This window comes from Oceanobacillus sp. FSL W7-1304 (genome assembly GCF_037969805.1).
In the GTDB taxonomy this organism is placed as follows: Bacteria; Bacillota; Bacilli; order Bacillales; family Amphibacillaceae; genus Oceanobacillus; species Oceanobacillus profundus.
Genome location: NZ_CP150211.1, coordinates 1,955,112 through 1,979,973, shown reverse-complemented (window position 1 = coordinate 1,979,973; position 24,862 = coordinate 1,955,112). Strand labels below are relative to the sequence as shown.

The following is a 24,862-nucleotide window of genomic DNA, read 5'->3' as shown; positions in this document are numbered from 1 at the left end:
AAAGTATTATGAAATGTGAAAAAAGGAGGAGCTGCAACTCCCCCCTTCCTCTAGCTTAAAGTTCAATATTATCTTTGAATTTTTGGTACGTATCTTTTACAACCTGATATTCTTCGTCCGTTGCTTCGTCAATTTCATCCCAGTTGTATACTTCGTTCATAATTTCAATCATTTCTGGATCATCGTTAAATGATAAGAATGTGTCTTTAATTTTTTGCACAAATTCTGCGTCCAAATCTTTTGTCACGGAAATTGTGTCATTTGGTATTTCATCTGTATAATCAATAATAGTTAAATCTTCCATTACAGTTGGATATTCTTCCTCAAGCTCAGTACGTACATCGTCAAATGTAGTTGCAACGTCTGCATCACCTTCTAACACTGCAATTGCAGCATTATCATGGCCACCACTTTGGACTGTAGCACTGAAGAAATCACTTTCTAATTCAGTTGCAGTATCATAACCGAATTCTTCCATTAATTGATTGGCAGGGAATAGGTATCCAGATGTAGACCCTTGATCAGCGTATGCCCAAATTTTTCCTTCTAAATCTTCAAGACTCTCAATTCCAGAATCTGTATGAACTACATATTGTGCTTTATACGTACCTGATCCGTAGCGAATGGATTTTAGAATAACTTCAACATCATATTGCTCGTTAGCTAGAACATAACCGAACGCAGGAATAAAGCCAATGTGTACTTGATTCGCTCCCATTGCTTCAACTAAAGCGTTATAGTTCGTCATAACTTCGCCTTGAACTTCAATCCCTAATTCTTCACCTAAACGCTCTGCTAATGGTTCAACTGTATTAGCAATGGTATCTGAGTCCTGTGATGGTACAAATCCCATAACCAATGTATCTGGAATCATACCTTCACTGCTTGCTGAATCATCACCGTTGCTGTTCGAAGATTCTTCACCTGAATCTGAATCGTCTGACCCGCCGCAGGCTGCTAATACTAGTGCTAATGCGAGAACAAGCAACAAGCTATAAAGTTTTTTCATGTAGACCCTCCTATGTATTGTAAAAATTGTGTTACATTTCTATTAAATAGTATTCTTATATAAAAAGCTAGTCATATTTTGGAATTTTACACATTATTTACAAAGCTTTAGTCCTATATTTTCGAAATATTTATTCATTAAAATGTAAGCAATTAAGTGTGGTGAAAGTTCAGACTTTTAATTATTGTTTTGAAACATTAATGGGCTAAAGTTCGTATAGATAGAGCCGATAAGAAATAGAGGACATCAACTGAATGAAAAAGTTGTATGTAATATAGATACTGTGTGTGAGTAGATAATTAAGATAACGAGAGAAGGGGACTGTCTTGACAGAGGAAACATTAATAGTGAAGAAACAAGATTCTTCACTGAAGCTTTTTGTTGTATTAGCAAAGGCATATCGAGCTATTATAGAACAAGCTGAAATGGATATTAAATCAAAAGGTTTGAACTTAACGGATTTTGCTGTATTAGAGCTGCTTTTTCATCGAGGAAAACAACCAATGCAAAAAATTGGGGATAAGATTCTAATGACGAGTGGCAGTATAACATATATCGTTAATAAGCTTGAGAAAAAGGGGTATCTCGTTCGAGAGGCCAGTCCTAATGATAGACGTGTAACATATGCAAGTATAAGTGATCAAGGCAGAGAATTATTAAACAGTATTTTTCCGGCACATTGGGAGAAACTTAAAACGATTATGAATGGTTTAAATGATGAGGAAAAAGACACTGCAATAGAGTTGTTAAAGAAGCTGGGAACCACAGTTAAGAAAATTTGATACTGTACTTGAACAATGAATCTCAATTAGTCATCTGATTAAGAGATTCTTTTTATATTTGAAATAACCTTTTTCCTTACTAAAATGCAATTACAAGCATGTTGTGAAGCAAAGTTTTCTAGTAATATGATTGTTAAATTTCGCAAATGTTTTGGTTTATTGGAAGCCGTCACTGGGTATAAAAGTAGTATGGTAAATACTTGTTTTAGGCAAATTTTCAGGAGGAATCATTAATGCGTTATTCACATGTTACGGTATATATTAGTGACAATAATTTGAAGTGCGATAAAGTGCTATCATTGCTGGATAAATATAATATCTCCTATGAAAAGAAAAGTATAACAGCTGATCACGCGAATATGGAGGAACTTCAGGGGATGGGGGTCTATGGAACTCCAGCTACATTTATTGATGAAAACGATCCTATCCTTGGATATCAAGAAAGTAAAATCAAAAATGAATTAGGTATAAGTGATGATAATTCCGAATTTGGATCAAAAATCAAACGGTTTTAGAGAATAGCTGGCCATGTCATCTACACACTTTTTCACAATCGAGCATAAATTATTGTAAATAGGAAAACGAAAAAGAGGTGTGTACGAATGCACTATCGACCTTACAATCAACCACATTATTCCCCTCCAGTTAATCATAATCTGTACCCATATCACACATCCTATTCGAATCAGAACTGGAGCGGAGCGGAACAGCATCAAACTCCATATGACTTTTTTGCAAAGCCTGAGCTACCAAGTCAGTGGACTAATCAGGTCCAAACGAATGCGGAATTTGCGGATTCTGGAAGTAATCCTAATATGAATCCAAATGCCAATCATGATCCTAATTTTATGCAAAACATAAATGGTAATCCAGGACAGTCTGCAGCAAATCCGATGTCCTATTTCCAAAATGGAAATGGGCAGCTTGATTTTGACAAAATTATATCCACTGTAGGACAGATTGCAAGCACGTATCATCAAGTTTCTCCAATTGTACAGCAATTCAGTTCTCTAATTAAGAATATAAGGTAAGAGGTTGCGCGATAAGTGGATAATTATGGAGTAAAAGGGAATGAAATGTGAGCAAAAAGGAAGCAAAAACAAATAGAATATGAAAAAATTGAATAAGATATAGATAAGGGTGGGAGAGTGACCAAAGGAGAGCAGCATATGATTGGATGTTTAATAATACATGGATATACTGGCGGTCCTTACGAGGTTAATCCATTGGCTGATTTTCTAAAGGAAAATACAGACTGGCATATTGAGGTTCCAACATTACCAGGACATGGAAAAGAACTAAACTTAGAAGATGTTTCTTATAAAAAATGGATAATGGCTGCAGAAACAGAGCTGGAAAAACTGCAAAGTAAGTATGAAGAAATTTATGTAATTGGTTTTTCCATGGGTGGAATGATTGCTGCTTATTTGGCGGCTAAATATAAAATTGATAAGCTCGTCCTATTAGCGACATCTGGGAAATATTTAAATTTTAGACAGATCGGATTAGACATAGCGGAAGTTATTGTTGATGGGGTAAGAGGAAGTTTAGGGGAAAATAAACTTTACCAGCATTATAAAGAAAAAATAGGAACTGTTCCTTTTAAAGCCAATCTTGAATTCATGAAGCTTGTTCGGTTTACGCGCCGTTATCTAGATAAGGTTGATTCACCGGTACTTATTGCACATGGACAACAGGATGGAATGGTGCCTTATAAAACAGGCTATTATTTAGATAAAGAAATCCACTCGGAAGAAAAGGAAGTTGTTTTTTTTGAACGATCCAGACATTTGATATGCCTTGGAGATGATAAGGACACGTTAAATGGTATGGTTTATGACTTTCTAGTAGAGAAAACAGAACAAAAAGAGGAAGCGCCCGGTTAGCGACGTACGGAGATGAGGGCAGTCTCGCTAGTCGTTGGGCGCTGGAGCTAGACGTGGCTGATTGGCAACTAAGTTATCCACTGCAATCAAATTTTATAGTTTTCTATGCGAGAACAAAAGCCTACTCCCTAAAGACGTTAGGGGGTAGGCTTTTATTAATCTCTAAAAAAGGCAATTACAAGTGCTCCTTCTCCACCATATGTGGAAATAAGAGGTCCAGTTTCTGTTAAATAAGCATCCTTGAAATTATACTTATTACGTATATTTGCTAACACATCCGTAGCTCGTTCGATGTCATTACAATGTGTCATAGAAATAAGTTTGTCTTCTACATGCTTTGTATATTCTCCGATTTGATCAACAAATCGCCGGATCGATTTTTTATCACCACGGATTTTCTCTGTCACTTCAATTGAGCCCTCACTGCTTGCACGCATTAACAATTTAATGTTTAATGTTTTAGCAATTTTACCTTTCACTTTATCGAGTCGTCCCCCTAGTACGAGGTTTTCTAACGTTTTTAAAATAAATAGAGTTGTCGTTTGCTCGACACGTTTCTGAAGGTGCTTCGCTAGTTGTTCATAGGAATATCCTTCGCTTAGTTTAACCTTTGCTTCATGAAGCAATAGTGCGATACCACAAGAAGCAGTTTTTGTATTGATTACTTCAATTTTTCTTTCCGGTTCTTCTTCAAGAAGCATTTCTTTTCCAAGCAGTGCATGATCATACGTACTGCTAAGCTCCTTGGAAAGACTCAACATAATAATTGGCTTCGCCGGATCCACTGCTTTATATGCTTCATAAAAGTCATTTGGACTTGGAGCGGCAGAGCGGGGAAGTTCCTTTAAATCTTTAACCTTTTGATAATAACCTGCTATATCTAATGTTATCCCGCTTTTATAGTGACCATCACTAAAGTGTAAGTACAATGGAACAACTTTAATATTTAAAGAATCATGTAAGCGCCCAGGAATATCAGCGCCACCGTCTGTCATTAGTTGAATCGTCATAAATTCACCCGCTTTATTATTAATAAGTTTTAGTATATCAGCATTTTGCGGAATAGGTATGGTTGAATTCCGAACGATATCCGACAATGCAATACTTTCCTAGTTACTGGTTGTTTTTCGTTGCTATCGTAACCTTTGTTTTTCTGGACGTGCTTACGATGAATAAAAACAGTCCAACTATAACAATGGTACCACCGAGAAATTGTGACCATGTAATTGTCTCGTTTAAGACAAGATATGCAAGAATAGTCGCCCCGATAGGCTCAAGCACAATCCCCATCGAAATGGTAGAGGTACTTACCCACTTTAATGCCCAATTGAATAAGCTATGCCCAAAGAATGTAGGGATAATCGCCAAAGCAATGAATGCCCACCAATGGTCCTGTGGATACCCAAAAAAGGAATTCCCCAGCACGATATTATAAAGAATTAACACGATGGAGCTAATGGCATAAACAATAAAGGTATAGGTGATAAGGGATAGGTGTTGTCTTGCGCTTTGACCAAATAGGAAATAAACAGTAACTGCGATTGCACCTAAGAGTGCAAGTATATCTCCGAACAATGCCATTCCGCCTAGTTGAAAATCTCCCCATCCAATAATGAAACTTCCAAAGAGAGCGATTATCAAACTTATAACCGCACCGTAGGAAAATCTTTCTTGAAAAAGTAAATATGTCCCAAGAAATGCGAAAATCGGCTGCATCGTTACAAGAACGACTGAGCTTGCTACTGAGGTATAATTCAACGATTCAAACCAAAGAATAAAGTGAAGTGCTAAAAAGATTCCCGCCAAAATAGAAAATAACCAATTTTTCTTAGAGATAAGCCGAAATTCATATCTATATTTCGATAAAACAATTGGTAACATGATAAGTACAGCAAACAGCAATCTATAATTTGCGATAATACCAGCAGGGGCGCTATTTGCAAGCTTTACTAGTACAGCTGAGGTAGAAACAGCCAGGACACCAATAGCAACTGCTGCATATGGGTTGAATGGAGGAAGTCGCATAAAAAACATCCTTTGCAAGTTCATTTGGCCAATCAATTTAAAGTTAGCCATGTATTTTAAAAAAAGAGGAAATGTGGTTTATAGGGTAAGCAAGGATAAAACAGAATATTACACTGTTCCATTCTAATTCCCAAATTATCTATTTTTATAAACTATAGTTTTTTATTAGAATACGAAGTGAAGCCGTACTTTCAATTTTAACATGGGAAATGAAAAAAATCATTTGGTGTGAAGTAGATATAAATGCATCATGTGTGGTATGATAGTTGAAGCATTAGTTTCGAGGCCTCTTACCACGTTAGGTGAAGCCTTTTTTGTACTTTAATATGAATAAAATATAATGATACGAGTTTAGGTCTTATATTCCCTATAAATAGCTGGTATTGTTTTTTACTTACGATTCAGCATATTATCCACGTTTCATTCTGCAGGCGGAGTGGTGGAATGAAAATGTGAGATTGTTACGTCAAAGACGGTTTATCTGCATGTCAGGCGGGAAGATTATTTAAAGAATAAAGTATGAGAAAAAATTCAGGGCCTCTTTTGCGAATAAATTTTCACAAAAAAAGGAGTCGACTATTAGGTGACAAAATTTAATGAACTAGGTGTATCAGCCTCAATTATGAAAGCTTTAGAAAAAATGGGGTTTGAGGAAGCTACACCAATTCAAGCAGAGACAATTCCATTTGCATTGGAAGGTAACGATGTAATCGGACAAGCACAAACAGGTACAGGTAAAACAGCTGCATTCGGTATTCCAATGATTGATAAAATTGATTCGAAATTAAGAAAGGTTCAAGGTTTGGTCGTTGCGCCAACACGTGAGCTTGCAATTCAAGTTGCAGAAGAATTAAACCGTTTAGCGAAGTTCACAGGTATTCGTGCACTTGCAATTTTCGGTGGGCAGCATATGGATCGACAAATCCGCGCTTTAAAAGATGGTCCACAGATTGTTGTAGCAACTCCAGGAAGATTAATGGATCATATGCGCAGAAGAACAATTCGTACGGATGCTGTACAAACGGCTGTATTGGATGAAGCAGATGAAATGCTGAACATGGGATTCATTGATGATATTCGTGAAATTCTAAAAAGTATTCCTGAAGATCGTCAAACATTGTTATTCTCAGCAACAATGCCAAAAGAGATTCGCAATATCGCTACAACGTTAATGAAATCACCAAAAGAAGTTAAAGTAAAAGCGAAAGAAATGACTGTTGAGAATATTGAGCAGTATTTCATTGAAATTCCTGAGAAATTTAAATTTGATACACTGAATAACCATTTGGATATCCACTCTCCAGAACTTGCGATTGTATTCGGCAGAACGAAGAAACGTGTGGATGAAATTACAGAGGGACTGCAGGCAAGAGGCTACCGTGCTGAGGGAATCCATGGTGATTTAACCCAAGGTAAACGTATGTCTGTATTAAATAAATTTAAAGGCGGCCGTGTTGATGTACTTGTTGCTACAGATGTAGCAGCGCGCGGACTTGATATCTCTGGAGTTACACATGTATACAACTTTGATATTCCACAGGACCCAGAAAGCTATGTACACCGAATTGGACGTACTGGTAGAGCTGGACGTACTGGAGAAGCAATATCCTTCATTACACCACGGGAAATGGCGCATTTACAATTAATTGAAAAAACAACGAAAAGTAAAATGAAACGTCTTGTGCCGCCAACAAACCAAGATGCATTGCGAGGACAACAGCAAGTAACAATCGATAAGATCGTGAAAACAATTGAGAAAAAAGATCTAAAATCTTATCATGCAGCAGCGAATGATTTACTAGAAGATAATGATTCAGTATCTGTTATTGCAGCAGCACTAAGCTTATTAACAAAAGAGCGCAGAGATGCTCCTGTTAAAATCTCGTCTGTTGCACCAATCAGCGTGAAAAAAGCACAACGTTCTAAAGACAACAACCGTCGTTCCAACAATAAACGTTTCTATGGTCAACGTAGAGATGGTGGCGGCGGACGTGGCCAAGGTGGGGGAAGAGGTCGTAAAGGCAATTTCCAGCGCAGAAACCGCGATAAATAGTTAAACGAAAAAGCCCCTATTGGGGCTTTTTTTGTTGTGCCCAATCTGTTGAATATAATATATTTGAGTACGAATGCAGCAATATTGAAACTTTAATTTGCCTAAAACGTAAGTACCATAAGAAAGAAAAGAGAGGAGAATGAGGTTGTATGAGAGAGCCACCAATGAATACAATTGCCCCCGATGCGATAAAAGCTTGGAAATTAACAGGCGTTTTCTATGAAGGCTTGTTATGGTTAATTACGATTGCAGTTGCTATTATAATCTATCTATTTGACTGGCCATATTGGATTGGAATTGTACTTGTGATGATTAGTATTTTATCCACTATTTTTACTGTTTTTATCCTTCCTAAATTACGATTTAGAAAGTGGCGCTATGAATTATTTGAGCAAGAAATATACATACAGCATGGTATTTTAATAATGTCACGTACGTTAGTGCCGATGATTCGTGTACAGCATGTTGATACAAAGCAAGGACCATTTCTAAAAAAATATCAGCTTGCTAGTGTAACAATATCAACAGCAGCTACAACACATGAAATTCCTGCTTTGCGTGAAGAAGATGCGTCAGCACTTCGTGATCGTATCTCAGCATTAGCAAGGGTGGACGAAGATGATGTCTAATGGCCCGTCATATCGGCTGCATCCAGTATCCATCCTATTTAATTGTATCAAGACGGCACGGGAAGGGATATTTTTAATTGTATTTGGTTTTATTACGTTTGATCGGTTCTACTTTATCCTTTTACTAGCTATTTTTTCATTATTAGGAATACTTTTAAGTGTTTTATCCTGGTATCGATTTACGTATCGACTGGAAGCTGGAGAGTTAAGAATTGAATATGGCGTTCTAATACGAAAAAAGCGCTATATCTCAATAAACCGAATCCAGTCCATTGACTTAACAGCAGGTATTATTCACCGTATGTTTAAACTGGTTAAGCTGCAAATAGAAACAGCTGGAAGCGGAAAGAGTGCAGAAGCATCGCTGAATGCTATAAAGCTCTCTGATGGTGAAAAGCTTCGAAATGCACTTAAGGGTAGAAAGGAATCGCATCCAGATATAGAAATAGAAGGGCAAGAGGAGTTGGTCAATCCTTTACGTGAAATCACTCCGAAGCGCCTTTTGCTAGCTGGCGTAACATCAGGTAGTGTTGGTATCATTATGGCATTTGCAGCTATTGCTTTTTCTGAGCTAGAGCAATTTATTCCAGAGCATTTCTATGATCGGACATTTGATTGGATAAGTGAGTTAGCAATTGCATTCATAATTGGACTAGCGATCGTCGTATTATTGGTATTTTGGCTGTTAGGCATTGCTGGGACAATGATAAAATATGGGAAATTTGCAATTACCAAGGTAGGTGATGAGTTATTCATAACAAGAGGGCTGTTAGAGAAAAAGCAAATAACAATTCCGCTTAAACGAATTCAAGCAGTTGGGATAGCTGAAAGTGTTATCAGGCAGCCTTTTGGATTTGTCACTGTATTTGTCGAAGTTGCAGGGGGGGCATTAGATAGCGGTGAAGACTTTTCTACGGTTTTATTTCCAATTATGAAAAAGACGGAGATTGAGTCGTTTTTACAGGAATTTTTGCCGGGTTACTCGATGGAATCAGTGCATTTTACTCCCTTGCCTAAGCGAGCAATGAAATTCTATTTGATTCGTGCATGTGTATCTATATTAGTACTTGGGATAGTGGCAACCTACTTTTATCCGCAATTTAGTTGGCTTGCAGTAATTGTCTTGTTAGTAACTTTCCTGCTTGGGTTTATGCGTTATCAGGATGGAGGCTTCTCTGTAGAACCAGAACGGGTTATTATTCGATTTCGTGGATTTAGCAGGAAAACAATGTTGCTTTATCACAAGCGTATTCAAGCATTTGAGAAAAAACAGCATCCGTTCCAAAAAAGAGAAGGACTGGCAACGATGAAACTATCGATTCTTGGAAAAAACGGAACAGGCAAGCATTATAGACTCAAGGAGCTGGAAGAGGAGCATGTTGATAAGTTAGGAGACTGGTACTCGTATCGAGAATAGCAAATACAAGTCAGTACGTTATCTAAGAAGTCGGCCTTAAAGGGAAGTTTTCCTTAAGGCCGACTTCTTAACTTTTTCTTTTAGAATCTGCTTAATAATCCTAGTAACACCAGAATTCCTAAAACAATCCAAATGATATTTTTCTTTAATTGCGACGGAATCCTTCTTTTCTTATTCCAACGATTTGGATCAAACTGGATAGAATCATCGTCATCATAGCGGTATCTCCTTCGCCTCCACGGTGAATAGCTTTGGACATTTATTAAGACAAGAGGAGCGATTGCGAAGCCGCCAATAAATCCAAAGATATGTGCATAAATGTTAATATTGCTTCGTAGGAAGGTCATCGCCAACCCGATAATTAAAATCGTCATTACGATTTGAGAACTTCCTTGATCAATAAGATGTTTTCGAAATGAAACCATAAAGGCGTATATCCCGAATAAACCAAATACAGCTCCAGAAGCACCAAGATGAAAATAATTTAGGTCTTCGAACATATAAGTAGCAATGTTACCGATAATACCTGCTCCGAGGTATGCAAGAAGAAATTTAACTTTACCGAGCATTTGCTCTAAGGCAGGGCCAAATAATGCAAGTGAAAATGAATTGAATAAAGCATGCATTAAATCCCCATGCAAAAATATTGGTGTAACAAATCTCCAATAATCACCAAGGTAGATCATGAAATTACTTCCGACTCCCCATTGATAAATCTCTCTGCCGATTGGCAGCTGAAGTAAATTAATTATGATCCATAGGATGAGATGAATAGTAATTAGTGTAGAAACAACTGGATAAGATTGAAAAAACTCTTTTAAACTTCTTTCGTTACGGATAAACAATGTAGGTCCCCCTGCATATTGGATTATTTTTTTGCATATTAACATCGCTTTTGAAGTAAAATCAATGTCACGTAAATTATTTTCTGTTAGAAAAGTTTGAGTAGCGCCGACCGTCCGGGCTCGCTTCGGGCGGAAGCTTTCCGCGGGCACGGCTTCAGCCTCTCCGGAAGAAAACCACTTCCTACGAGTCTTCAGACACGTGCTGTTCCCGCAGGAGTCATCGCCCTACGCTCACCCGGACTGGTGACAGCAACGACATTTTTCTCGTGGATTCCACTATTAGAAGTTCGTGAAGCAATACTAGCGGAGGAAATACACGTAGACTCCTGCGGGATACGTGACCAGAGTGAGACTCTGAAGAACGGAGTTCAAGGAGGCTCACGGGTCACCCGCGGAAAGCGAAGTGTAATTCCGTAGCGGGTATACGTACAATCCATCATTGTAAATCACGCCGCCGCATTTTATACCTTTTGTGTAAATAACAATCTTTATCTTTACCAAGTCTGTTAAGAAAGAAACATTCTAAGTGTAAATCAATGAACTTTATTTTTAGTCGTGCGAAAGTGGAGTAGATAAGTTACTATTACTATAATAATACGTAATTTCATTTAATATGACCAATCTAACATGCGTTGAAATACTATTGAATTTATAGAAGAAAGGGTAAGGATTAATAATGATTAAAGGAATCGGAATGGATTTAATTGAATTAGATAGGATCCAAGCTAGTATGGAACGAAATAATAGGTTTGTCGATCGGATCTTAACTGAAAGTGAAAAAAAAATATATCAACAACTTACATCACCAAAACGTCGCGTGGAGTATATTGCGGGCAGGTTTGCAGCAAAGGAGGCTTTTGCTAAAGCGGTTGGTACCGGAATTGGGCGTTTGAGCTTTCAGGACATGGTTGTAATGAACGATGAATTTGGTGCTCCATTTATTGCTGTGAAGGGGTACGAGGAGGATATAACTATATTCCTTTCCATTACGCACAGCAGGGATTATGCTGCGGCTCAAGTAGTACTGGAAGAGAAATGAACTTCGGATACATTGCATAATTAGCAGGTTTGTCTCATATATTTTACTGCGGGTAGGAGGGAACGAATTGTATATTGTCACCGCAAAGGAAATGTACGATATTGACGATTACACGATAAGTGAAATTGGACTTGAAGGAAAATTACTGATGGAGAATGCAGGACGAGCAGTAAGTGAAAGGGTCATAAAGCTGATAAGAGAAACAGAGCCTGTCTGCATTTTTATTGGCGCGGGTAATAATGGCGGAGATGGTTTTGTTATTGCAAGGGTATTGCTTGATAAAGGTTATTTAGTCCAAGTTGTACAGGTCGTTCCGGATGACAAAATTACAGGTGATGCTCTCTTTCATAAACGTGTATTTATTCAATGCGGAGGAGAGGTTAGCTACCTCACGGATCTTGATTTAATACGTGAAAAGGTGGAACGTGTACACGTTGTAATTGATGCAATAATTGGTATTGGCGTAAAAGGAGTATTGAGGGAGCCTATCCAAGAGATAGTTCGCATTATTAATCATTCAAAAGCTTGTGTTATATCCGTTGATATTCCATCTGGCTTACCAGCTGATGAAGGAATAGGAGAATTTACTTCTATCCAGGCGGATTATACGTTTGTCATCGCTGCAGCAAAAGAAAGTTCCTTCATGGTTGATACAGCAGATTTTTATGGGCAGTGGGAAATCGTACCAATTGGTATACCGAATATCGTATTCCAGAACAATACTGCAAAGAGACAATGGGCAGAGGAGGATTTCGGAAAAACAATCCCTTCCCGTAATGTACATGCCCATAAAGGGAGTCATGGTAAAGGGCTTATTATTGGAGGTTGTTCAGAAATGCCAGGTTCGCTTGCGATGGCTACGAAGGCCGCTTTAAAAGCAGGTGCTGGCTTGGTAGCGGCTGGAACAACCGAAAAAGTCATTTCTATGATTGCTGCGATGTGTCCGGAAGCAACGTATATGATATTGCCTGAAAAAGATGGCTATATTACAGGTTGTACTGCATCACCTATAAGTAATTATGATGCAATTGCAGTTGGGATTGGATTAGGGAGAAGAGAGGAAACCAGGCATGTAGTTGCAGAACTCCTTAACAATGCACCCTGCCCACTACTTATTGATGCAGATGGACTTTATCACCTAAAATACCAGCTTGAAATGTTAAAACAACGAAGCGAGCCAACGATTATAACACCACATCCAGGTGAAATGGCTATGCTTTTGGGTATTTCAATTTCTGATCTTTTATCAGCACCTTTTCATTACACGCGTGATTTTGCAAAAGCTAATAGAGTTTATATTATTTTGAAAGGAAAGCATACCATCATTACATCGCCAGAAGGTAGACAGGCTGTGGAATCTAGTGGAAATCCAGGTCTTGCAAAAGGAGGAACCGGTGATGTGTTAACCGGAATTTCACTTGCCATGATGATGCAGCAGCAAGAATTATTTGATGCATTGTGCAATGCCTGTTTTATTCATGGAAAGTCTGCAGACATACAGATCGAAGAGAAGCAAACGTATTATGATTTGATGGCCACAGATGTTATCGATGGTATTTCGAAAGTATATCGTGCATTTCCTTGTAAACGTGTGTGACGTTGTTCCCTTTGTTAATTGAGACAAGGGAGATATGTCAATGAAAAAGTTATTTTCGTATCGGATGGCTTGTATTTTAGCCTTATTAATAATTGTATTAGCTGCTTGTGGGGAGAAATCGCAAGAAGATGTTGTTGCACAATTACAAAAAAATGTAGAAGATATGTCGGGATATAAAGCAGTTGCAGAAATGTCAATGAACACCGGACAAGAAGAGCAGAAGTTTAATATAGATGTATGGTATAAAGAGGGAGATTATTATCGAGTAGCTTTGGAAAATGGCTCAGAACAAAATGAGAGTCAAATTATTCTTAAAAACGATGATGGCGTATTTGTTTTAACACCGGCACTTGATAAAAGCTTTAAATTCCAAACAGAGTGGCCCGATAATAGTAGCCAACCGTATCTTTATCAGTCTCTTATAAATGATGTGATGAAAGATTCCGAAGCACAATTTGAGACAACTGACACGCATTATATTTTCCGGACAAAAACAAATTATCAAAGCAATAGTAATTTGCCTTTCCAAGAAATCCATTTTGATAAAAAATCCTATGTCCCAACGATGGTGAGAGTTTTAGACAAAGATAACAACGCATTGGTTGAGGTGAGCTTTTCTAACTTTGATATGGACCCTGCGTTTGAAGATGATGATTTTTCAATGGAAAAAAACATGGGTAGCAGGGATGCGGATACTACTACCTCCGCTGAGGCAGAAGGAGACGATGCTGAAACGGAAGAATTAGCAGTGTACTATCCTTTATATACTGCAGGTTCAGAAGTTTTGGAGAAAAGGGAAGTTACCATGGATAATGGTAAAAGGGTTATTTTGACTTATGATGGAGAAAAGAATTTTACCTTAGTGGAGGAGCGAAATCAAACGGCTCCGGTTTCAGCAACTCCACAGGAAGTGCAAGGAGAAATTGTGAATTTAGGTCATGCGATAGCAGCGCTTTCTTCAAATGCAATAGAGTGGAGCTATAATGGTGTTGACTTTAAACTGGCAAGCGATGAATTAACACAGGAAGAAATGATTCAAGTAGCTCAATCCGTTCAAGGGCAAGCAGCAAAATAACAACAAGACAGTCATTTGGCAGGCTCATAAAAGAGGAGGGTCTGCTTTTTTGTTTTTTTACTCGTGGTTCAAAGCAAAAAGTCAAAATTTAAAAAGCGGGCATGTTATACGTTCAGTCGCATATATATTACAGGAGTGCTATTGAGAAATTAAGTCAAACCACTTTTATATTCCCGACTAAACAGATATTAAACGACAAATATACGGATTTTTTTTATAAAAACTCCAGAACCCTTTGCAATCGGCCGAATTCAATGCTATTATTAAATAGAATTTTATCGATCGTTTAACAGTTGTCGGAGGTGTATGGTTTTGTCGGAAAGCTTGCAGGAGATATTAGTTAAGTTACCAAAGAACCTATTGAATGAGGTGGATGGATTAATGAAATATGAAAATAGCGATTTAAGCGATTTTATATGTAAAGCAACACAAAATTATCTAAACCACAAGAAAGAGGAGCATATTCAGCGATTTCACGAAAACATGCAACGTGGATATGAAGAAATGGGTCGAATTAATTTAACGATAGCTTCAGAAGCCTTTCAAGCCGAAGAGGAGGCTGAAAACACCCTTGAGCGCTCTGTGATCGGGGTGTAATAATTTGATCGTTCAAAGAGGCGAGGTATATTTCGCTGACTTATCCCCTGTAGTAGGATCAGAGCAGGGAGGCGTACGCCCTGTATTGATCCTTCAAAATGATATTGGAAACCGTTTTAGTCCCACGGTGATTGTTGCAGCAATTACTGCACAAATTCAAAAGGCGAAGTTGCCTACGCATGTAGAAATCGATGCAAAGCGGTACGGATTTGACCGCAACTCGGTAATACTACTAGAACAGATCAGAACGTTGGATAAGCAGCGCTTAACGGATAAAATAACAAAATTAGATAATGAAATGATGACAAAAATAAACCAAGCTTTAGAAATTAGTCTTGGACTGAAAGACATTTATAGCAATAACTAATGATGCCCTTATCGAACTGAGAAAGGGTATTTTTTGTGTCGTTAGCCAATTATAACCAGGGATTTATTACCAATAAAATATAGGTATTTCGAATCAAATACTAAGAAAGCGTGTCAGACGGAGGGAAATGGCGTTATGTAAAACTTTTTGAAGGATTATTTGTATGTTAAAATAGATGATAGTTTATAGATGTATCCGTACTATTTTGATTTGCACTTTTAATATGAACGTGTAACAATATTCGTGACATTACCAGTTGATTACGGAGGGAAGATGATGGAATTCAAAAGGTTACTGATTGAGAATAGTGATTCAATTGTACAAAAATGGATGGAGGAAATCGAATCACTTAAGGATAGCAACTATACTGCGACAATATCAGACGAACTATATGAAAGCACAAACCGTGAGTTTGTTAATGTTATTTTTACCAGCATTCGAAATGAAGGCTCCACGAAAGCGGTGGAGGATTTCTCTGAAAAAATTATTAACCTCGGATGGCCATTAAGTTATATTACAGACGGTTTGCAAATATTTAGGAGAGTATCTACTGAATATTTAATAACGCAATCGGAAGTAGTAGATTCTAACTTTTTCACTGAACTATCATCGAGTGTTAATGATTGGGTAGAACCATTGATACGTGAATTAGTGAATGAATACTCTGGAAGCTGGGAACACATTGTTTCCTTGCAACGAGTAGCGTTACAAGAGTTATCTGCACCACTAATTCCAGTTATGGAAGGTATTACAATTATGCCGTTAATTGGAACGATTGATACTGAGCGTGCAAAATTAATAATGGAAAACCTGCTAGAAGGAGCTATAAAGCATAATTCAGAGGTTGTTTTAATTGATATTACTGGGGTTCCAGTTGTTGATACAATGGTAGCTCATCATATCATACAAGCTGCTGAAGCTGTAAGGTTGATTGGCTCAACATGCATCCTTGTGGGGATTCGTCCAGAAATAGCGCAAACTATTGTGAACTTAGGAATCGATTTAAGTAATTTCCCGACGAAAAGCTCCTTAAAGAAGGGATTCTCAACGGCCCTAGCGATTACTGGTAGACATGTAACAGACCTGAATGTAAAAGAAAATAACATTGAGAAAATGATGGATTCTTTACGAGGAGAGTGAGATGAATGCGAATTCCGATTCTGAAACTACACAATTATTTATTGATTTCGATTCAGACGGAAATAGATGATCAGACAGCAATACAATTTCAAGAGGATTTATTAGATAAAATTCATAAAAGTGGTGCGTCAGGTGTTGTTATTGATTTAACATCTGTTGAAATCATTGATTCATTTATTGCAAAAGTATTAGGTGACGTAGTTTCAATGTCAGATTTAATGGGGGCAAAAGTAGTTTTAACTGGAATTCAACCTGCTGTAGCGATGACACTAATTGACTTAGGTATTCATTTAAAAAATGTACCTACAGCATTGGATCTTGAACAGGGGCTCATTAAGCTGCAACAGGAACTGGGGGTATAATAATGGAACCACAGTCCTGTGTTAACATTCATAAAGAGTGGGATATCGTTGGTGCGAGACAGCTTGGTCGTGAAATGGCTAAAAACCTTGGATTTGGTACAGTCGATCAGGCAAGAATTGCAACTGCGGTATCAGAATTAGCTCGAAATATATACTTATATGCCGAACAAGGGCAAGTTTGCTTTGAAATAATCGACTCAATCGAGCGCCGAGGGTTATGCATGATGGCAATTGATTCAGGACCTGGAATCGCCGATATTGGTCAGGTTATGCAAGATGGCTTTACAACTTCAGGTGGGCTTGGCGCAGGACTTCCAGGTGTTAAGCGGCTAATGGATGAATTCGATATTCGTTCAGAAGTAGGAGAGGGAACAAAAATAATAGCGACAAAATGGATTCGTTAATTAAGGGGGCGGTGTTTGTTAGCTAGGCTAATAAACACCTTTCTTATAAGTGCGTGTTTAAAAAGGAGGATGAAAAGGACCGAGAAGTTCGAGGCGGTGACACTTTGAGTACCGGAACGTATGCAATTAATACGTGAGGAACGGGCTTGCACAGGATGTGCTGACTTCTACGTTGCCCACAGGACGTGGGCGTACTTAGTAGAAGTTCCCCTCTCGCCAACGAGCTTCCACAGGATGTGGTGACTTTTGCGTTGTCCACTGGACGTGGGCGGTTTTAGCAGAAGGTCCCCTACGATGTGTCATTTTCACCGGACTTTTTGGACAACCTCTGTAAATAAAAAAATACTTCCTGTTATTTGGCTTTTAGGGGGAATCGAGATGGAAGAGCTTATTAAACTACACGCTGCAACGTACAAAGAGTTATTAAAGAACTATGTAGATACACAAGATGAGCGAGCTTTGTATGGTGTTGAGAAGGTCACGAAAGCTTTTATTAAAGAGAATATATTACCAGAAGAAATTGTCAACCTTCATATTGATGCGATGGAGGAAGTGTCGACAAAGCTTAATAAGGATTACAAACATTCAATGAATTTTTTACTAGAAGCGATGATTTCTTATGGACTTGCAATGCAAGAAATTCAAATGCTTCGGGAAGAAAAGCATGTACTTGAATCCGAAATTTCTGTTGCAGCAAGCATGCAAGAAACACTTTTAGGAACAACGAAGCCGTCTATTGAGGGATTAGATATTGGGATAGTCAGTGTTCCCGCTCATCAAATGAATGGGGATTATCACCATTTTATAAAAGGTAAAGACGGTTCATTAGGAATCGCAATTGCAGATGTCATCGGAAAAGGTATCCCGGCAGCCTTATGTATGTCGATGATAAAATACGCGATGGATAGTTATCCAGAGGAATCAATGAGTCCAAAATCGATATTAAAAAATTTGAACCGGGTTGTAGAAAGAAATGTGGACCCCAGCATGTTTATTACGATGTGCTATGCTCAATACTTGCCTTCAGAACAAAAGCTTCGTTATTCCTCAGCCGGGCATGAGCCGGGCTATTATTATAATGCAAAAAATGATACGTTTAAAGAAATAGATGCAAAAGGGCTTGTTTTAGGCGTATCCCCGGATTCGGAATACAGTGAGTACGAATTAGTGATTGAAAAAAATGATATGATTATTCTATTGACTGATGGTGTAACAGAGTGCCGAGATGGAGAAAGGTTTATTGAAAGTCAGGAGGTACTCAGCATCATTAGAAAATATGCCTATTTACCAGCTCAAGAAATGGTAGATAATGTGTACAAGCATTTTGAGCGGTTACAGGATTTCCAGTTGAGAGATGACTTTACATTACTTATTCTGCGAAAAAAGGTTTAGCTTTTTAAAATAACGGGTAATACAAGAGTTATGAAGAAAAAATGGCAGTTCTATCAGATGATCAATGTCGAATAGAGGCATGAATGTACTACATAGTGATAGACGTATGGGAGGTAAACCATGAATTTAACAGTTAATGTAGTTGAGGAAAATGAAAAGTCTGTTTTGAATGTATCAGGTGAAATAGATGCTTATACCGCTCCAAAATTAAAGGAATCTTTACTTCCCTTAACGAAAAAGGAAAAGAATAAAGTAGAAGTTAATTTGGAGAATGTTACGTATATGGATAGTACGGGACTAGGAGTTTTTGTTAGTGCCTTAAAGTCTACGAAAGAAAATAATAGCACGTTAACATTATTAAATTTACAAGACCGTGTACTTCGTATTTTTAAGATTACAGGATTGGATGAAGTGATTACGATTAGAGCGGCGATTCGAGGTGGAAATGAGTGATGGAAAGATTTGATTTTGTCGAGTTAAAGATCCCTGCGGAAGCGGAGTATGTGGGTGTTGTTCGTTTGACAATGTCTGGGATTGCAAATAGAATGGGTTTTTCTTATGAGGATATTGAAGATTTAAAAGTTGCAGTTTCAGAAGCGATAACGAATGCAGTTACACATGCTTATGACGATACAGGTCAAGGTGAGATAACGATTGGATTTGGAATCTATGATGACCATTTGGAAATTATGATTGCGGATCGTGGCAATAGCTTCAATATGCAGAAGGTAAAAGACGAAATAGGACCATATGAACGGGACGAACCCATTGAGAACCTTAGAGAAGGTGGGTTTGGATTATTTTTAATTGAGGCTTTAATGGATGAAGTGCAGATCAATAATAATTACGGTGTCATTGTACTAATGAAAAAGTACCTTAGCGAAAAAGAGGTGGATTTTGATGGCGACCAAGTCTCAACCACACAATAGAGGAAGAGACGAGGTATACCAATGGATTGAACATCTCCAAAAAGAGCCAAAAGATGAGGAAATTCAAGAGAAAATTGTGCTAACTTATAAGGATTTGGTAAGCTCCATTGCTAGGAAATATTCCAAGAATAGTGCAATTCATGAAGATTTGGTGCAAGTAGGGATGATTGGGTTGTTGGCTGCTGTCAGAAGATATGATCCAACGTTTGGCAAGTCATTTGAATCCTTTGCAATCCCAACAATCATTGGTGAAATCAAACGATTTATTCGTGATAAGACATGGAGCGTTCATGTACCTCGTCGTATAAAAGAATTGGGACCGAAAATAAAAAAAGCAGTAGATGAATTAACAACAATGAATCAGAAGTCTCCAACTGTACATGAAATCGCGGAATATTTGGATGCGTCTGAAGAGGAAATACTGGAAACGATGGAAATGAGTAAAAGTTATAAAGCATTATCTGTTGACCGTAAGATTGAAGCAGATTCAGATGGTAGCTCTGTAGCTATATTAGATTTAGTAGGAAATGACGAAGCAGGATACAACAATATTGATCAAAAAATGTTGATTGAGAAAATTTTCCCTATCTTGTCAGAACGCGAACAACAGATACTAGAATGTACGTATTTTAAAAATATGAGCCAGAAAGAAACAGGTGAATTATTGGGAATTTCCCAAATGCATGTTTCCAGACTTCAAAGGCGTTCTTTGAGAAAGCTTCGCGAAGCAATACAGTCCGATAAAACGGAGGTTTTCGATTGAACGGGAACAGTAAAGTAGAAGTATCTGTTTTTCAGAAAGCTAAAAAAGGTAATTATCTTTGTGGCGATAGTTATTTTTATACAGAAACGGAAAATGAATTTGTTTGTGCGTTAGCAGATGGTTTAGGTAGTGGTGAATTTGCAAAGGAATCTTCACAAATTGTTATCAATATTATCCGAGACAATATTGGAGCGACAGTGGAGGAATTAGTTAAAATATGTAATGCTAGGTTAATGGGAAAACGTGGGGTTGTACTTGGAATTTTAAGGATGGACTATCGTACGAAGATATCTGCGTTTTCCTCCATAGGTAATATAGGTATTATGTCGATTACAACGGATAGAAAAAAAAAGCGAAATATCCCAAATGCGGGTTATTTGGCTGGGTACCATCGGCCGTTTAAAGTCATGACACAAAAGCTTGAACCTGGGATGACTTTTGTCATTTTTTCTGATGGCGTATTGGATAAAGAATTATCGCAGCACTTTTTTATGAATAAAGATGTTCGATGTATTACAAAAGCATACGAACAGACAAGTGATAAAATTAGAATGGACGATACCACGCTAATTGCAGTGAGATATATAGCAGAGAAACAACTTTTGGCTGACTAAAATATAAAGTCAGCTTTTTTGTTACTTAGAGAATAAAGTTTGAATACTGTGGATAATTTAGTTATCTAAACGGCCACGTGGACGAAGCATCAAACGACTAGCGATACTTCCCTCATCTCAATGACGCGATAAAAGAAGTCAATTAGGAATTCACCTATTTTTTTGATAAAATAATATTGGTATATAAAGGAGGAACAACTTTGACAGATCAGTTAGATAGCAATCTTATAAAATGGGTTTCCAAGGAAACAGAAGTGAATACAACGACAATAAAAAAAGTAATTGAACTATTAGATGAAGGTAACACCGTTCCTTTTATTGCGAGATATCGTAAAGAGGTTACAGGTGGTCTTGATGAGGTACAAATTAAAGCTGTGCAGGATAAATGGCATTATGCTGTTAATCTCTCTGATAGAAAGCAAGAAGTTCTACGCATTATTGAGGAACAGGGCAAATTAACAGAAGAACTAGAAAAAGAAATTAAGCAAGCTACACAATTACAGCGTGTCGAAGATTTATATCGACCATATAAACAAAAGCGCCGAACGAAAGCTACCATTGCTAAAGAGAGAGGATTAGAGCCTTTAGCAGAGTTGATTTGGAATCAAGAGCCTTTCAACATCGAGCAAGAGGCGGCAAAATATCTTTCAGAGGAACATGAATTACATACTAATGAGGATGTATTAGCTGGAGTTAATGATATTATTGCGGAATGGATTTCAGATGATGCGGCTTACCGTGACTACATTCGCGAGGAAACATTTAAACGCGGTACTATCCAGGCAGAAGTAAAAAATGCCGAGAAGGATGAAAAAGGCGTTTATGAAATGTATTATGCTTACAGTGAAGCAGTTCGTTCACTTGTATCACACCGTATTCTGGCATTAAATCGTGGCGAAAAAGAGGACGTTCTAAGAGTGGCAATTGAGGCACCGGCAGAGCGGATCGTCCAGTTTCTACAAAATAAAGTAATTAAACGAAGTGCGGACACTGCATTAGCAGCGATTTTAGAAGTTGCTATTGAGGATAGTTATAAGCGATTAATTCAGCCATCGGTGGAGCGAGAAATTCGGAACAGCTTAACAGAAAAGGCCGAAGATCAAGCAATTGAGGTTTTTTCCGTAAACTTGAAAAATCTATTGCTTCAGCCACCATTAAAAGGCAGAACGGTGCTTGGTGTTGACCCGGCTTTTCGAACGGGCTGTAAGTTAGCTGTTGTTGACGAGACTGGAAAGGTTCATGAAGTAGGTGTTATGTACCCAACTGCACCAAGGAATGATGTTGTTGGGGCAGAAAAAATAGTGATGAGCATTATTCGTAAATATGGAGTGGAGCTTATCGCTATTGGTAATGGAACCGCATCACGTGAAACAGAGCAATTTATTTCTGATGTAATCACAAACAATAGCTTGAGCATTCCTTATATTATTGTGAATGAAGCGGGGGCTAGTGTGTACTCTGCATCTGCATTAGCCCGTGAGGAGTTTCCTGATTTTCAAGTAGAAGAAAGAAGTGCTGTATCCATTGCGCGCCGTGTTCAGGATCCTCTAGCAGAGTTAGTAAAAATAGATCCGAAATCAATTGGTGTGGGGCAATACCAGCATGATGTTAGTCAGAAGTCTCTAAATGAATCACTGGGTTTTGTTGTTGAAACGGCAGTTAACCAAGTTGGGGTTAATGTGAATACAGCATCTGCATCTTTACTGCAATATGTGGCGGGATTAAGTAAAACAGTTGCACTTAATATCGTGAAGCAGCGAAATGAAGAAGGTAAGTTTACTGATCGAAAACAATTGAAGAAAATTCCTCGACTAGGTGCAAAAACGTATGAGCAGGGAATTGGTTTCTTGCGAATTATTGATGGAGATAATCCATTAGATCGAACGCCTATTCATCCAGAAGTATATGCGCACACAAAGAAACTTTTAAAGATGATTAGTTGTGAGCTAACGGATATTGGTACAGAGAAACTTCGCACAAAAATGAATGAATTGGATAAAAAAGAAACTGCTGAAAGCTTAGAAATCGGAGTGCCAACATTGATTGATATGATGGACGCCTTGAGCAGACCAGAACGTGATCCGCGTGATGATTTTCCACAACCGTTACTAAAGCAAAATGTCGTTGCCCTTGAAGATCTTCAAGCAGGTATGGAAATGCAAGGAACGGTTAGGAATGTAGTCGATTTTGGAGTATTTGTAGATATCGGTGTGAAACAAGATGGTCTTGTTCATATCTCGAAAATGGCAAACAAGTTTGTGAAGCACCCAATGGATATTGCTTCTGTTGGAGATGTCGTAACAGTATGGGTAGAGCAAGTTGATGTCAATAAAGGAAGAATCGCTTTAACGATGGTAAAAAGTGATAAATAATAAAAAAACGTTCCTAAAGTTGTTTTAGGAACGTTTTTATTTTATTCTAGTTCACTTGCTGCTTCTACTTCACTTAAGGAGATGCCAAGTGCATTTGCTACACCTTCGCCATACGCTGGGTCAGCTTTGTAGCAGTTGTTGATATGACGTAACTGAACTTCTTTACTAGTACCTTGCATGTTTCTTGCGGTATTTTCAAAAAGTCTTTGTTGTGATTCAGGTGATTGAAGACGGAATAACTTACCTGGTTGTTCATAGTATAGGCTATCATCTTCATCGAAATCCCAGTAGTTTGCATCTCCACCTAATTCTAGTGCAGGCTCTTGGTGTTCTTTGCTATCTTCCCACTGACCATAGCTATTAGGGCTGTATGATACATGTCCACCTTGGTATGGATGGATGCGCATTGCTCCATCGCGGTGGTATGGATGAAAGTTCTCCGCATTTTTCGGGAAGTTAACAGGGATTTGCCAGTGGTTTACACCTAAGCGATACCGCTGTGCATCACCATAAGAGAATAATCTTCCTTGCAGCATTTTATCTGGTGAGAAGCCAATACCAGGTACAATATTTGTTGGAGCAAATGCTGCTTGTTCTACTTCTTCAAAGTAGTTTTGCGGGTTACGGTTAAGCTCTAACTCACCAACTTCAATAAGTGGGAAGTCACCTTTATACCAAACTTTTGTTAAGTCAAATGGGTTGTAAGGCATGTTTTTAGCTTGCTCGTCTGTCATAACTTGAATGTACATTTTCCATTTTGGATTTTCGCCACGCTCGATTGCTTCGCGTAAATCTCTAGTATGACTGTCAAGGTCGCCACTATGGATTTCCCCAGCTTCCTGGTCAGTCAAGTTTTCAATACCTTGCTCTGTATAGAAATGGAATTTAACCCAATGACGTTCGTTGTCAGCGTTAAACATACTGTACGTATGGCTTCCAAACAGGTTCATATGTCTAAATGTTTTTGGAATTCCACGATCAGACATGATAATTGAAACTTGGTGCAATGCTTCTGGGAGACTAGTCCAGAAATCCCAGTTAGCTTGTGGATTATGCATATTTGTAACCGGATCTTTTTTAACTACGTGGTTCAAGTCAGGGAAACGCTTAGGATCTCTAAAGAAGAATACTGGTGTGTTGTTGCCTACAAGATCCCAGTTACCTTCTTCTGTATAGAATTTCATAGCTGTACCACGAATATCACGATCAGCATCCCCTGCGCCACGCTCGCCAGCTACTGTTGAGAAGCGTAAGAACATATCCGTCTTTTTACCAACTTCAGAGAAAACCTTAGCTTTCGTGTACTTCGTAATATCATTTGTAATAGTTAACGTTCCATAAGCACCTGCTCCTTTAGCGTGCATACGACGTTCAGGAATTACTTCTCTATCAAAGTGTGCTAGTTTTTCAAGAAACCAAAAGTCTTCCATTAATAGTGGACCTCTAGGACCAGCTGTTTTTGAATCATCATCATTAGGTACTGGAGCACCAAAAGCCGTAGTCATTTTCTTTTTAATTTCTTCACTCATGTTATCCCTCCTGAATAGTTAAATACAATAATTATA

Annotated in this window: 26 protein-coding genes; 21 read left to right on the top strand and 5 right to left on the bottom strand. The window is 38.1% G+C overall.

The genetic code is table 11. The features are described from left to right. Window positions 1–55: 55 nt before the first annotated feature. Window positions 56–1,009, bottom strand: a complete 954-nt coding sequence (locus tag NYE61_RS10015; RefSeq protein WP_095311858.1) for a phosphate/phosphite/phosphonate ABC transporter substrate-binding protein — start codon at window positions 1,007–1,009, stop codon at window positions 56–58. A gap of 326 nt (window positions 1,010–1,335) precedes the next feature. Here NYE61_RS10015 and NYE61_RS10010 point away from each other — a divergent pair, with 326 nt between their 5' ends. The 4 genes from NYE61_RS10010 (at window position 1,336) to NYE61_RS09995 (ending at window position 3,677) form a co-directional block, all read left to right on the top strand. Then, on the top strand, window positions 1,336–1,791 hold the full coding sequence (locus NYE61_RS10010; RefSeq protein WP_251660418.1) for a MarR family transcriptional regulator: 456 nt from the start codon (window positions 1,336–1,338) through the stop codon (window positions 1,789–1,791). Between the two features lie 233 nt (window positions 1,792–2,024). Continuing rightward, window positions 2,025–2,306, top strand: coding sequence for a glutaredoxin domain-containing protein (locus NYE61_RS10005; RefSeq protein ID WP_095311860.1), 282 nt, complete (start codon window positions 2,025–2,027; stop codon window positions 2,304–2,306). Window positions 2,307–2,393: 87 nt separating this feature from the next. Continuing rightward, entirely contained in the window at window positions 2,394–2,822 is a 429-nt protein-coding gene (locus NYE61_RS10000; RefSeq protein WP_095311862.1) for a YppG family protein, read from the top strand. Window positions 2,823–2,960: 138 nt separating this feature from the next. Beyond that, entirely contained in the window at window positions 2,961–3,677 is a 717-nt protein-coding gene (locus tag NYE61_RS09995; protein WP_251660419.1) for an alpha/beta fold hydrolase, read from the top strand. A 155-nt stretch (window positions 3,678–3,832) separates the two neighbouring features. Here NYE61_RS09995 and NYE61_RS09990 read toward each other — a convergent pair whose 3' ends face one another. Continuing rightward, window positions 3,833–4,687, bottom strand: a complete 855-nt coding sequence (locus NYE61_RS09990) for a DegV family protein (RefSeq protein WP_303449144.1) — start codon at window positions 4,685–4,687, stop codon at window positions 3,833–3,835. Between the two features lie 103 nt (window positions 4,688–4,790). Further along, the gene (locus NYE61_RS09985; protein WP_095311866.1) at window positions 4,791–5,702 is read right to left on the bottom strand and encodes a DMT family transporter; all 912 of its coding nucleotides are present in this window, start codon (window positions 5,700–5,702) and stop codon (window positions 4,791–4,793) included. 583 nt (window positions 5,703–6,285) lie between these two features. Here NYE61_RS09985 and NYE61_RS09980 point away from each other — a divergent pair. From NYE61_RS09980 to NYE61_RS09970, 3 genes are all read left to right on the top strand, one after another. After that, window positions 6,286–7,755: a DEAD/DEAH box helicase gene (locus NYE61_RS09980; RefSeq protein WP_095311868.1), complete on the top strand. Its 1,470-nt coding sequence runs from the start codon at window positions 6,286–6,288 to the stop codon at window positions 7,753–7,755. Window positions 7,756–7,904: 149 nt separating this feature from the next. Next, a complete protein-coding gene (locus tag NYE61_RS09975; RefSeq protein ID WP_095311871.1) occupies window positions 7,905–8,384 on the top strand; it encodes a PH domain-containing protein in 480 nt (159 codons plus the stop codon). Further along, entirely contained in the window at window positions 8,374–9,801 is a 1,428-nt protein-coding gene (locus NYE61_RS09970; RefSeq protein WP_339317391.1) for a PH domain-containing protein, read from the top strand. Before NYE61_RS09975 ends, NYE61_RS09970 begins: the two co-directional genes overlap by 11 nt. An 80-nt stretch (window positions 9,802–9,881) precedes the next feature. On the opposite strand, the gene NYE61_RS09965 is transcribed toward NYE61_RS09970, so the two are convergent. Continuing rightward, window positions 9,882–10,646: a rhomboid family intramembrane serine protease gene (locus NYE61_RS09965; protein ID WP_303449022.1), complete on the bottom strand. Its 765-nt coding sequence runs from the start codon at window positions 10,644–10,646 to the stop codon at window positions 9,882–9,884. 676 nt (window positions 10,647–11,322) lie between these two features. Between NYE61_RS09965 and acpS the strand changes: the two genes are divergently transcribed. The 14 genes from acpS to NYE61_RS09895 all read left to right on the top strand — a co-directional run bounded on the left by acpS (window position 11,323) and on the right by NYE61_RS09895 (window position 23,297). Next, on the top strand, window positions 11,323–11,685 hold the full coding sequence (gene acpS, locus NYE61_RS09960; RefSeq protein ID WP_303449020.1) for a holo-ACP synthase: 363 nt from the start codon (window positions 11,323–11,325) through the stop codon (window positions 11,683–11,685). 67 nt (window positions 11,686–11,752) lie between these two features. Continuing rightward, window positions 11,753–13,282: an NAD(P)H-hydrate dehydratase gene (locus NYE61_RS09955; RefSeq protein WP_303449018.1), complete on the top strand. Its 1,530-nt coding sequence runs from the start codon at window positions 11,753–11,755 to the stop codon at window positions 13,280–13,282. A gap of 40 nt (window positions 13,283–13,322) precedes the next feature. Beyond that, window positions 13,323–14,357, top strand: coding sequence for an outer membrane lipoprotein carrier protein LolA (locus tag NYE61_RS09950; protein ID WP_095311882.1), 1,035 nt, complete (start codon window positions 13,323–13,325; stop codon window positions 14,355–14,357). A gap of 312 nt (window positions 14,358–14,669) precedes the next feature. Next, window positions 14,670–14,954, top strand: coding sequence for an antitoxin (locus NYE61_RS09945; protein ID WP_095311884.1), 285 nt, complete (start codon window positions 14,670–14,672; stop codon window positions 14,952–14,954). A gap of 4 nt (window positions 14,955–14,958) precedes the next feature. After that, a complete protein-coding gene (locus NYE61_RS09940) occupies window positions 14,959–15,321 on the top strand; it encodes a type II toxin-antitoxin system PemK/MazF family toxin (protein ID WP_095311886.1) in 363 nt (120 codons plus the stop codon). Between the two features lie 273 nt (window positions 15,322–15,594). Further along, window positions 15,595–16,461 carry an RsbT co-antagonist protein RsbRA gene (locus NYE61_RS09935; RefSeq protein ID WP_339317388.1) on the top strand — a complete coding sequence of 289 codons (867 nt, stop codon included), beginning with the start codon at window positions 15,595–15,597 and terminating at the stop codon, window positions 16,459–16,461. Between the two features lie 5 nt (window positions 16,462–16,466). Beyond that, a complete protein-coding gene (locus NYE61_RS09930) occupies window positions 16,467–16,823 on the top strand; it encodes an STAS domain-containing protein (RefSeq protein WP_095311891.1) in 357 nt (118 codons plus the stop codon). Between the two features lie 2 nt (window positions 16,824–16,825). Further along, window positions 16,826–17,227, top strand: a complete 402-nt coding sequence (locus NYE61_RS09925) for an anti-sigma regulatory factor (protein WP_095311893.1) — start codon at window positions 16,826–16,828, stop codon at window positions 17,225–17,227. A 378-nt stretch (window positions 17,228–17,605) separates the two neighbouring features. Next, window positions 17,606–18,619: a PP2C family protein-serine/threonine phosphatase gene (locus NYE61_RS09920; protein WP_095311895.1), complete on the top strand. Its 1,014-nt coding sequence runs from the start codon at window positions 17,606–17,608 to the stop codon at window positions 18,617–18,619. Between the two features lie 120 nt (window positions 18,620–18,739). Then, window positions 18,740–19,072 carry an STAS domain-containing protein gene (locus NYE61_RS09915; RefSeq protein ID WP_095311897.1) on the top strand — a complete coding sequence of 111 codons (333 nt, stop codon included), beginning with the start codon at window positions 18,740–18,742 and terminating at the stop codon, window positions 19,070–19,072. Then, complete coding sequence (gene rsbW / locus NYE61_RS09910) at window positions 19,072–19,548, top strand: anti-sigma B factor RsbW (RefSeq protein WP_303449009.1); 477 nt, start codon at window positions 19,072–19,074, stop codon at window positions 19,546–19,548. Before NYE61_RS09915 ends, rsbW begins: the two co-directional genes overlap by 1 nt. Then, window positions 19,520–20,311: an RNA polymerase sigma factor SigB gene (gene sigB / locus NYE61_RS09905; protein WP_095311901.1), complete on the top strand. Its 792-nt coding sequence runs from the start codon at window positions 19,520–19,522 to the stop codon at window positions 20,309–20,311. The genes rsbW and sigB overlap by 29 nt, the downstream gene beginning before the upstream one ends. Next, entirely contained in the window at window positions 20,308–20,925 is a 618-nt protein-coding gene (locus tag NYE61_RS09900; RefSeq protein WP_095311902.1) for a protein phosphatase 2C domain-containing protein, read from the top strand. Before sigB ends, NYE61_RS09900 begins: the two co-directional genes overlap by 4 nt. Window positions 20,926–21,125: 200 nt before the next feature. Beyond that, a complete protein-coding gene (locus tag NYE61_RS09895) occupies window positions 21,126–23,297 on the top strand; it encodes a Tex family protein (RefSeq protein ID WP_303449004.1) in 2,172 nt (723 codons plus the stop codon). A 41-nt stretch (window positions 23,298–23,338) separates the two neighbouring features. On the opposite strand, the gene NYE61_RS09890 is transcribed toward NYE61_RS09895, so the two are convergent. Next, window positions 23,339–24,826 (bottom strand): catalase, encoded by a 1,488-nt coding sequence (locus tag NYE61_RS09890; RefSeq protein WP_095311906.1) that lies wholly within the window; start codon window positions 24,824–24,826, stop codon window positions 23,339–23,341. Window positions 24,827–24,862 lie beyond the last annotated feature (36 nt).